The following is a 7,423-nucleotide window of genomic DNA, read 5'->3' as shown; positions in this document are numbered from 1 at the left end:
GTCTTGCCAGAACCGCTCGGCCCCACCAGCGCCACCCGCTCGCCCGGCGAAAGCGTCAGGTCCACGCCCTGCAACAGGATGCGGCCGCCCGGCGGGGCGACCGTCACGCCCCGCAGCGCCAGCAGCCCGCCGTTCGCAGCGTCGATCTGGCCGCGCCCTCCATCCATCACATCAATCCGAGCTCCTTGGCCGTGCGCTCGACGTCGCCGTAGGCCTTGTCGTCGGCGCGGATGAAGCGCTGTCCGCGGAGGATGTCCAGCACCTCGGCGTCGCGGGGCGCCTGCAGCCGCAGGAAGGCGGCGGCGACCGCCTGCCGGTCCTTCGCCGCAAGGTCCTTGCGCGCCACCCAGACGTAGTCGGCGAACGGGCCGAAGGTGTTGAAGACCTTCAGATCGGCCGGCAGCTTTCCGTCCGCCGCCATCGACTTCCAGACCGTCTCGTCGACCGCGCCGGCGTCGCAAACGCCTGCCGCCACCCCCTGGATCGTCGCCGGGTGGCTGCCGGTGTAGCGGAAGGACTTCAGGCCCTTGTCCGCCGAGACCCCCGCCCGCTTCATCGCCAGATAGGGATAGAGGTGGCCGCTGGTCGAGTTGATGTCGCCGAAGCAGAAGGTCTTGCTCTTCAGCTGGGCGAGGCCGGTGATCCCGCTGCTCGCGCGGGTGATGAACAGCGAGTGGAACTGCCGGTCGATGTCCCGCTGGACCAGCGGAACCACGCCGTAGCGGGCGCGCGCCTTCACGAAGGTCAGGCCGCCCAGGTAGGCGACGTCGAGCGAGCCGTTGCCGAGGCCCTCGACGGTGGCGTTGTAGTTGGTCGGGATGACCAGCTTCACCGGACGGCCGAGCTGCTGCTCGAGGTACTTCTGCAGCGGCGCCTTCTGCTCGACGGAGACCTGGGTCGCGCCGGCGTCCGGGATCATGCCGACCCGCAGCGGCTCGGCGGCGGATGCGGCGCCGGCCACGGCGGCGGCCAGGCTGGCGAGGCCGAGCAGCCGAAGCGCGCGCCCTGCCTTCTGGAAAATTCCCATGTCAGTTCTCCCCCCAAAAAAGTCATCCGCCGAGGCCGGCGAGCAATTGCGCGATCTCGGCCGCGGCGCGGTCGAGGCTGGCGGGCGTCAGGTCCGCCAGCGCGACCTGGCCCAGAGCCTTGCGCGCCTGCTTGCGACTGGAGCGGCGGTAGGCCGGATCGTAGTGCAGCGCGATCAGCTCGGCGGCGGGCTCCGCCAGCTCGCCCTGCGCCACGAGCTGCATCCAGGCCTCGATGCGGCGGCGGCCCAGGCGGCTGGGCAACCGCTCCAGGAGGGCCGCCAGCGCCGCAGGATCCGCCGCGAGATGGCGGTAGGCGTCGGCCAGGTATCGCGCCCGCGCGGCGTCCGGCGCGGCGAGTTCGATCTGCGGGGCCTCAGCCATCGCCCGCCAGACCAGCGGCGGCACCACGATCTCGCCGACCTTGCTCGACTCCGCCTCGATCACCACGGGCCGGGCGGGGTCCAGGGCGTCGAGCTGCGCGGCCAGCCGGCTCTCGAACAGCTTCTGCGGCGGTTGGGCCCGTCCCGGCAGGCGGCCGAGCAGGGAGCCGCGATGCTCGGCGAGGCCCTCGAGGTCGATCACCTGGACGCCGCGCGCGGCCAGCCGCTGCAGCACCTCGGTCTTGCCCGTCCCCGTGGCGCCGTCGAGCACGACGGCGCGGAACTTCGGCTCGGCGTCATAGAGCTGGGCCATGATCTCGCGCCGGTAGGTGCGGTAGCCGCCCGCCAGCACGGCCGTGCGCCAGCCCACCTGCGACAGGATCACCGCCATGGCGTTGGAGCGCATCCCGCCGCGCCAGCAATAGAGCAGCGGCCGGAACGAGCCGGGCCGGTCGGCCAGCGCGGTCTCCAGGTGGCGGGCGACGTTGCGGGCCACGTAGGCGGCGCCCACCTGGCGCGCCTTGAACCGCGACTCCTGGACGTAGATCGTGCCGACCTCGGCGCGCTCGGCGTCGTTCAGCACCGGCAGGTTCACCGCGCCCGGGACGTGGTCGAGGGCGAACTCGCCGGGGCTGCGCACGTCGATGACCAGGTCGAAGCGGGCCCGCGTCGCGGCGCTGGCGCTCTGGACCGTTTCCGGATTGGTCATCGAAGTTGCATGAGGCCCGCGGCGTTGAGGGGCTGCTATACATCGCCGCCCGCCGAACCAGAACCCGTCCGGCGGAAACCCAAGGAGCGCCCATGGACGACACCCCGACCGATCCCGTCCGCCTCACCGACCTGGCGCACGGCGGCGGCTGCGGCTGCAAGATCGCGCCGGCGGTGCTGCAGGAGATCCTGGCCGAGATGCCGGCGGCCGCGCCCTTCGCCAACCTGCTGGTCGGCACGGAAAGCTCCGACGACGCGGCGGTCTGGAAGCTCAACGACCAGCAGGCGCTGGTGGCGACCACCGACTTCTTCATGCCGGTGGTCGACGACCCCTACGACTTCGGCCGGATCGCCGCGACCAACGCGCTGTCGGACGTCTACGCCATGGGCGGCGCCCCGATCCTCGCCCTGGCGCTCGTCGGCATGCCGGTGAACAGGCTGCCGGTGGAGACGATCCGGGCGATCCTCGCGGGCGGCCAGGCGGTCTGCGCGGCCGCCGGCATCCCGATCGCGGGCGGCCACTCGATCGACAGCCTGGAGCCGATCTACGGCCTGGTCGCGCTGGGCCTCGTCCATCCCGACCGCGTGCTGACCAACCGCACGGCCCAGGCCGGCGACGTGCTGATCCTCGGCAAGGCGCTGGGCGTGGGCATCCTCAGCGCCGCCTTCAAGCAGCAGCGCCTCGACGCCGCAGGCTACGACGCCCTGATCGCGTCCACGACGCAGCTGAACAGCGTGGGCCCGGAGCTCGCGGCCATGGCCGGCGTCCACGCCATGACCGACGTCACCGGCTTCGGCCTCCTGGGCCATGCGCTGGAGATGGCCCGCGGCGCGGGGCTGACGGCGCAGATCGACGCGAGCGCGCCGGCGGTCCTGCCGGGCGTGGAGGCCCTGGCCCGGGCCGGCGTGCGCACCGGCGCCAGCGGCCGCAACTGGGCGAGCTATGGCGGCTCGGTGCGCGGGGCGGACGCACTGCCCGACTGGCGGCGCGACCTGCTGTGCGACCCGCAGACCAGCGGCGGCCTGCTGGTGGCCGCAGCGCCCAAGGCCGCCGGCGAGATCCTGGCGCGGCTGCGCGACCGCGGGTTCGAGGCGGCGACGGTCGGCGGCTTCAAGGCGGGACCGGCGTCCGTCGAGCTCGCCGCCGGCTGACCGGCCTCTGGTCGAAGCGGGACCGCTTCGCCGTCGGCGCTATCGCGCGGCGCGGCGCCGGGGATGGTTGATGGCGGCGAGGCCGCCGGCAGGGCGCTCCTTGGCGGCGAGCTTCTCCCACTCCGCGGCGATCCAGAGCAGATTGTCCCGCTCGGCGCCGTCGAGAGCCTGAGCCTGGCGAAGCGTCTCGTCCGCCATCCTCCTCGCGCAGCGCCCCTGCTTCACCGTCGCCCGTCCATCGACGCCCGACCGAGTCGCGGGCGGCGCCCGTTTAGACGATTATCAAAAGTTAAGCGATCGGCGGCCCGCGCCAGCCGCCTCTTGCGGCCCGGCCGTGGCGGAATTGCCACAACTGTTGGCGCAGCGGCGCCGCCGCTCAGGCGGCCTGCTTCTTCGCGGTGCGGGTGGCAGACTTCACCCTGTCGATCGCCGCGGCCGGACCGTCCACGCCGAGCGTCGTGAACTCCTTGCCCTCGAGCCGGCCTTTCTGGATCCAGAAGCTGGAAAGATTGTCGACGAAGTCCTTGGGCAGGTCGTCCGGCGTCCGCACCGCCTCATAGAGCCGGGAGATCGCGGCGACGGCCAGGATGCGGTCGTTGCGCTCGGTCTTGCCCTTCTCCTTTTCCTCGGCGTTGATCACGCCGATCAGCCGGACATCGAGAATGACGCCGACGCTCAGCGGCTCGTCGGCCAGCACCATGACGTCCAGCGGATCGCCGTCGTCGCACAGCGTCGAGGGGATGAAGCCGAAATCGAGCGGAAAGCTCAGCCCTTCCGGCAGGAGCTTCTTCAGCCGGAACGCCTTCAGGTCGACGTCGTAATCGAACTTCGAGCGCCGCCCCTTGGGCGTTTCGATGATCGCCAGACAGACGCCCGTCTTAGCGTCCAGCTCGTGTGAAAGCTTGGTCAGTTTCGTCATGATCAGGCTGTCGCTTGTGGATGGGGAAGATCGGGGCGGCCGGCGGCGGGCGGGCGCCGGGCCAGCAACGGAACCACGAACCAGAGGGCTGCGCCGGCGGCGGCGGCCAGGGCGCCGGCGGCGAACGCCGCTGCGGCGCTGCCGGTGATCATCGAGACCGCCACGTAGCAGTCGGCGGCGATCCCCAGGCCCAGGGTCGCGAGCGCGCCGACGATGCAGGCGCCTCCCACCCGACGCGTGCGTTCGCTGTCCTCCCCCCGCTCCGCGAGCCGATGGAACGGCGCAACCGTCATCAGCAGGATCATGCTGACAAGCAGCAGGGCCAGGCCCAGGCCATGGGCGACACGGGGCGCGGGATCGAGCTTCGGAAATGCCTCGGTCAGATAGGCCGCGAACTGGAAGCCGAGCAGGGCCTGCACGCCCGGCAGGACGATCCGGGTCTCGGTCATCAGCTCGGTGATGCGGTCCTTGAGCGTCGTCTTCGCCGGCTTGGCGGCCGCCGGCGGGGCCGCGGGGCGTCTCGCCATCAGTTCGATCCCATACCAGAGGAGGAGCGCGAGCCCGGCGGCGCCGAGCCCGCAGGCGACGGCCGCGACCGCGCCCAGCTCGCCGGCGCCAACGACCACGACGTTGATCCCGATCGCCAGGGCGAACGGACAGAAGCTCGACCCCAGCATCCGCTTGGAGAAGCTGAGCTGAGCCGCCGTCGCCTCGCCGCGCGCGGCGAGCTGGTGGAAGCTGGTGGGCGCGATCACCATCGCCACGGTGGCGACGAGCAGGACGAAGGCGCAAAGGGCCAGCTCCTGCCGCCAGGCCGCGAGCTTGGCGAAGCCCTGCTGGAACAGGGCCTCATACTGGAACCCCAGCAGGATCTGCGGGCCGAGCACGGTGGTCCGCAGCTCGCTCAGGGCCTCGCGGACCGCCTCCTTGGCGTTCGGGCTCCCCGCGGGATCTTCCGCCGCCTTCGCCATTCGCTGGCAACGTGAAGCGCCGGAAAAAGATCCGGGTTGGTCAAGGCGAAAAGCTGCCCGGCCTGGACCTCAGCCCCTCGGCCGCCATTCGCCGAGCGCGTCCGCCTCGGCCTCGTCGAGCATGGCCATGGTGATGGCGAGCTCCAGCCCCATCGCCAGGTCCTCGGTGCTGGTGTCCGGGAACATCCTGACCATCACGACCCGCACCGGCACCTCGTCGCACTTGCAGCCGGGGCGGTGGAGCGCGGCCAGCGCGGCGGCGCCCTCCAGGTCGAGCAGCGCCTCGGCGATCTGAACCGAAGTCATGGGCATCGCCCTTCACGCGGGCGGACGCCCGGTCGGCACGGGCGCCGCCCGATCGTCCGGATGCGGTTGAGGACAACACCGAACGCCGCAAATGTCCAACGCCGTCAGCGTGCTAGATGCAGCCTCATCCGGACGAACCGGGCGGCGAGCGGCGTGATTGCGGCGAGGTCTCGACGACCTTCGGGAGGGGGACTGGACTGGGGCTCAATGTCCGCAAGAACGCGATGACGTTTGCGCGGTCCTCCGCCCGGCGCAGGCCCGCGAAGCCCATCTTGTTGCCGGGGACGGCCTTCGCCGGATTGGTCAAATAGTGGTCGAGCCGCTGGTAGGTCCAGCTGCCCGTCTGCGCCGCGAAGGCGCTCGAATAGGTGAAGGCCTTGTCGGCGGCGACGTTGCGGCCGACGACGCCCCAGAGGCTGGGGCCGATGCGGTCCTGGCCTTGATCGAAGCTGTGACAGGACGTGCAGACCTGCGCGGTCTGCCGGCCCTTCGCCGCATCCGCTCGGGCGAGCAAGGTCGCCAGATCGACCTGCGGCTCCGGCGCGGCGACCGCCGGCGGCGTCTCGGCGCTGCGGGGAACCGAGACCTTCTCGATGTTGCTCATGAAGTCGCGAACGTTCGCGCGGCCGCCCTGCCCGCTCAGGCCGGCCGGCCAGCTCCTCTGGAGGGAGGCGAGGTCGACTTGAAGCTCGCTGACGTCGGCGACCTTGTACCCGGGCTTGACGGCGTAGGTCTCCGGAAACACCAGATCGGTGATCCAGTGAATGACAAGGAACGCGAGGGCCGTGCCCGTGACCGCGGTCCCGATCTTGAGTCGTTCCCAGGTGTCCATCATTCGCACCCGTTGTCCTCAGGCGCCGTTCGCCGTGCCGTGCGGCTGAGGCCCGTCAGGGCCCCTTCCCGAAGAAGATGATCCGTGTCCAGAACGTGTAATCGGACTCGATCGCCATGAGCAGAACGAGAGTCCCCAGGCAGAGCGGCGGGACCAGAATGGCGTAGACCAGGGCCAGACGCTCCCACGCCATGTGCATGAAGATCGAGACGATCAGGCCCGCCTTCAAAAACATGAAGGTGACGATGAGCACCGATCGCAGGGCCCCCTCGACGTGGAAATAGTCGACGAGGTAGGACATCGTGCTGAGGACGAACAGGTAACCCCAGACCTGGAGATAGATCTTGATGGGATGCTGTTGCCCTTGGACGTGAGCCGTCTTCGAGACCGTGGCGGGCGACGTTTCGTGCAACGGAGCTGGCTGGGGAACGGGTTCGGCCGCCTTGCGAGCGATGCGTTCCCCGACGTTGTCTATGTCGGCCGCCATCTTGTTCCCCTTACCAAAGGTAGAATAGCGCAAAGATGAAAACCCACACGAGATCGACGAAGTGCCAATAGAGCCCGGCGATCTCGACGACCTCGTAGTTTCCCTTCCGCTCGTAATGTCCGCGCGCGACCTTGGATGCGATGATCGAGAGGTAGATCACGCCGATCGACACATGCAGGCCGTGAAATCCGGTGATCATGAAGAAGCAGGAGCCGAATTGCGGCGCTCCCATGGGGTTGCCCCAGGGCCGCACGCCTTCCTGCAGAATCAACTTGGTCCATTCGAACGCCTGCATGCTGACGAAGGACGCGCCGAATGCGGCGGTCGCGAGCATCAGCAGCGTCGTCTTCAGCCGGTCGCGGCGATAGGCGAAGTTGACCGCCATCGCCATCGTCCCGCTGCTGCTGATCAGGATGAACGTCATGATGGCGATCAGGATGAGCGGGATCGAGCGGCCGCCGATGGTCAGGGCGAAGACCTCGCTGGGGTTCGGCCACGGGACCGTCGTCGTCGCCCGCACCGTCATGTAGGAGACCAGGAAACTGGAGAACACGAAGGTGTCGCTGAGCAGGAAGATCCACATCATGGCCTTGCCCCAGTGGACCTGCTTGAACACCTCCTGGTCCGACGACCAGTCGGC

The 7,423-nt window shown here is 69.8% G+C and carries 10 protein-coding genes; 1 reads left to right on the top strand and 9 read right to left on the bottom strand.

Annotated features, from left to right (window positions below; all coding sequences use genetic code 11):
* Positions 1–166: 166 nt before the first annotated feature.
* Both phnD and mnmH read right to left on the bottom strand, forming a co-directional pair.
* Positions 167–1,027: a phosphate/phosphite/phosphonate ABC transporter substrate-binding protein gene (gene phnD / locus VJS38_RS15860; RefSeq protein ID WP_324089123.1), complete on the bottom strand. Its 861-nt coding sequence runs from the start codon at positions 1,025–1,027 to the stop codon at positions 167–169.
* 22 nt (positions 1,028–1,049) lie between these two features.
* Positions 1,050–2,117: a tRNA 2-selenouridine(34) synthase MnmH gene (gene mnmH, locus VJS38_RS15855; protein ID WP_324089122.1), complete on the bottom strand. Its 1,068-nt coding sequence runs from the start codon at positions 2,115–2,117 to the stop codon at positions 1,050–1,052.
* A 92-nt stretch (positions 2,118–2,209) separates the two neighbouring features.
* Here mnmH and selD point away from each other — a divergent pair, with 92 nt between their 5' ends.
* Entirely contained in the window at positions 2,210–3,268 is a 1,059-nt protein-coding gene (selD, locus tag VJS38_RS15850; RefSeq protein ID WP_324089121.1) for a selenide, water dikinase SelD, read from the top strand.
* A gap of 39 nt (positions 3,269–3,307) precedes the next feature.
* On the opposite strand, the gene VJS38_RS15845 is transcribed toward selD, so the two are convergent.
* The 7 genes from VJS38_RS15845 to VJS38_RS15815 form a co-directional block, all read right to left on the bottom strand.
* Positions 3,308–3,466, bottom strand: coding sequence for a hypothetical protein (locus tag VJS38_RS15845; protein ID WP_324089120.1), 159 nt, complete (start codon positions 3,464–3,466; stop codon positions 3,308–3,310).
* Between the two features lie 178 nt (positions 3,467–3,644).
* Positions 3,645–4,187 carry an inorganic diphosphatase gene (locus VJS38_RS15840; protein WP_324089119.1) on the bottom strand — a complete coding sequence of 181 codons (543 nt, stop codon included), beginning with the start codon at positions 4,185–4,187 and terminating at the stop codon, positions 3,645–3,647.
* Positions 4,188–4,189: 2 nt separating this feature from the next.
* The gene (locus VJS38_RS15835; protein WP_324089118.1) at positions 4,190–5,158 is read right to left on the bottom strand and encodes a DUF6328 family protein; all 969 of its coding nucleotides are present in this window, start codon (positions 5,156–5,158) and stop codon (positions 4,190–4,192) included.
* Between the two features lie 69 nt (positions 5,159–5,227).
* Positions 5,228–5,464, bottom strand: coding sequence for a hypothetical protein (locus tag VJS38_RS15830; RefSeq protein WP_324089117.1), 237 nt, complete (start codon positions 5,462–5,464; stop codon positions 5,228–5,230).
* A 124-nt stretch (positions 5,465–5,588) separates the two neighbouring features.
* The gene (locus tag VJS38_RS15825; protein ID WP_324089116.1) at positions 5,589–6,296 is read right to left on the bottom strand and encodes a cytochrome c family protein; all 708 of its coding nucleotides are present in this window, start codon (positions 6,294–6,296) and stop codon (positions 5,589–5,591) included.
* Positions 6,297–6,351: 55 nt separating this feature from the next.
* The gene (locus tag VJS38_RS15820) at positions 6,352–6,783 is read right to left on the bottom strand and encodes a cytochrome C oxidase subunit IV family protein (RefSeq protein WP_324089115.1); all 432 of its coding nucleotides are present in this window, start codon (positions 6,781–6,783) and stop codon (positions 6,352–6,354) included.
* 10 nt (positions 6,784–6,793) lie between these two features.
* Positions 6,794–7,423, bottom strand: a 630-nt coding sequence (locus tag VJS38_RS15815; RefSeq protein WP_324089114.1) for a heme-copper oxidase subunit III family protein, incomplete at its 5' end; no start/stop codon positions are given.

This window comes from Phenylobacterium sp., assembly GCF_035276905.1.
GTDB lineage: Bacteria > Pseudomonadota > Alphaproteobacteria > Caulobacterales > Caulobacteraceae > Phenylobacterium.
Note: the sequence above shows the minus strand (reverse complement) of the source record. Positions and strands in the feature narration are given on the sequence as shown.